Genomic DNA, 593 nt, shown 5'->3' with positions numbered 1-593 from the left:
GAGCAGGTCAATGCGACCGTCCACATGCCAGCGCTGCGGCCTTCAAGAATACCTGGCCAGGTGTCGTCGACCTTGACGCAAGCGGCAACATCGCTGATGCCCAATGCGATCACGTTGGCCAGGGCCTGGGCCGGGTGCGGACGCCCATTGGGTACTTCATCGGTCGCTACGACGTGGTCGGCGACATAGCCGTTCTTGCGCGCCAACTCCACTACTTTTTCCATGACCACGGCCGGGTAACCGGAGCAAGAACCTATTTTCAGGCCGTTGTCGCGCAAGGTGTTGATCGTATCGAGAGCACCGGGAATCAACGCTGAATGCAAAGCGATCTTTTCGATCTGCAGCGGCATGAAGCGCTCGTAGAGGGCAGTAACGTCTTCATCAGTGGGTAGGCGGCCAAAGGCTGCGTGGTAGCGGTCGGCGATCTGTGGCTGATTGCACAACGTGCGGATGTGGTCCCACTTGCCCATGCCCATCGGGCCGCGGGCTTCTTCCAGAGAGACAGCGACGCCAAACTCGGCGAAAGCCTCGACAAAGATCTGCGTCGGGGCAAAGGAACCGAAATCAACAACGGTGCCCGCCCAGTCCAGAAC

The 593-nt window shown here is 59.7% G+C and carries 1 protein-coding gene; it reads right to left on the bottom strand.

What is annotated here, in order from left to right:
- A partial coding sequence (phnX, locus tag UB23_RS02400; RefSeq protein WP_152644224.1) for a phosphonoacetaldehyde hydrolase occupies nucleotides 1–593 on the bottom strand: 593 nt, incomplete at both ends.

Origin of the sequence: Pseudomonas sp. ES3-33, from assembly GCF_000952175.1 — a bacterium.
In the GTDB taxonomy this organism is placed as follows: Bacteria; Pseudomonadota; Gammaproteobacteria; order Pseudomonadales; family Pseudomonadaceae; genus Aquipseudomonas; species Aquipseudomonas gregormendelii.
This window is presented reverse-complemented; position numbering and strand designations above follow the sequence as displayed.